A 1,014-nucleotide genomic window follows, 5' to 3' on the forward strand; every position below is an offset into this window, starting at 1 on the left:
CTGAGGATAATGGCTTCACGACATCGTAAAACCTTAGTTGTGTGTCGAGAATGTCACCAAAATATTCACAGAACCAGACCTGCCAGACATCGGGAAATATGACACTGGAAAGCCGGGTGAGATCGAAAGACTCATGCCCAGTTTGGGGAGGGGGCGTCCGGAAAAGTGCTTTTCAAACAGTAACTCGCTGGCGCTCTACTCTACTGCACGTCCGGTTCGGGGAGGAGAGGCTGGGAAATAGTCCGACTACGCCCCGCCTCTTACTCTACTCAGCACCTGGCAGGGGTTCGCTTATGTGGCATTTATTATTGATGTGTTCGCCGGGGTGATCGTGGGATGGCGGGTGTCATCAACGATGGAAACCACACTGGTTCTGGATGCGCTAGAACAGGCCTTGTGGGCCAGAAGACCTGGCAGTGGCGTTATCCATCACAGCGATCGCGGCTCCCAATACGTCTCTCTGGCGTACACACAACGGTTGAAAGAGGCGGAAGTGATGGCGTCAGTGGGTAGCGTAGGTGACTCATACGATAATGCATTGGCCGAAAGTATCAACGGGTTATACAAAGCAGAAGTGATCCACCGTCAAAGCTGGAAAAACAGGCAGGATGTGGAGTTGGCCACGTTGGACTGGGTTGACTGGTTCAATAACCGTCGGCTTCTGGAGCGTATCGGTTATGTGCCCCCGGTTGAGGCAGAAAAAGCGTATTATGGATCGGTGAACAATAAGGTACTGCAGCCTGAGTTCACGGACTAAAAACTCTCCAAGAAAACCGGGGCGGTTCAAGGTGTCGTAAATTTCCTGCATTTGGTGTGTGATTCATAGACATCGTTTCACTATAATGCCTCACTATGAACAGGGAAATTCAGCAGCGGCTACAGTGGGTAAAACTCTATGAAACGTCCGGTGATGCGGGGTTCGTATGCCGTCGCTGTGGCATTTCTCGCCCCACATTGCGTAAATGGTGGCGCAGATATCTGGTTCAGGGCATCGCTGGTCTGGAAAGCCATAGC

2 protein-coding genes and 1 pseudogene are annotated in these 1,014 nt (G+C 51.7%); all 3 read left to right on the top strand.

Translation table 11 applies throughout. The features are described from left to right. A complete protein-coding gene (locus ACRDCA_RS07960) occupies positions 1-102 on the top strand; it encodes a hypothetical protein (RefSeq protein WP_438689049.1) in 102 nt (33 codons plus the stop codon). Positions 103-262: 160 nt separating this feature from the next. Then, positions 263-757: pseudogene (locus tag ACRDCA_RS07965) on the top strand (IS3 family transposase); the annotation flags it as partial. A gap of 95 nt (positions 758-852) precedes the next feature. Continuing rightward, on the top strand, positions 853-1,014 hold a 162-nt coding region (locus ACRDCA_RS07970), incomplete at its 3' end, for a helix-turn-helix domain-containing protein (RefSeq protein ID WP_438689050.1).

Source organism: Serratia sp. (in: enterobacteria) (genome assembly GCF_051654945.1).
Lineage (GTDB): Bacteria > Pseudomonadota > Gammaproteobacteria > Enterobacterales > Enterobacteriaceae > Chania.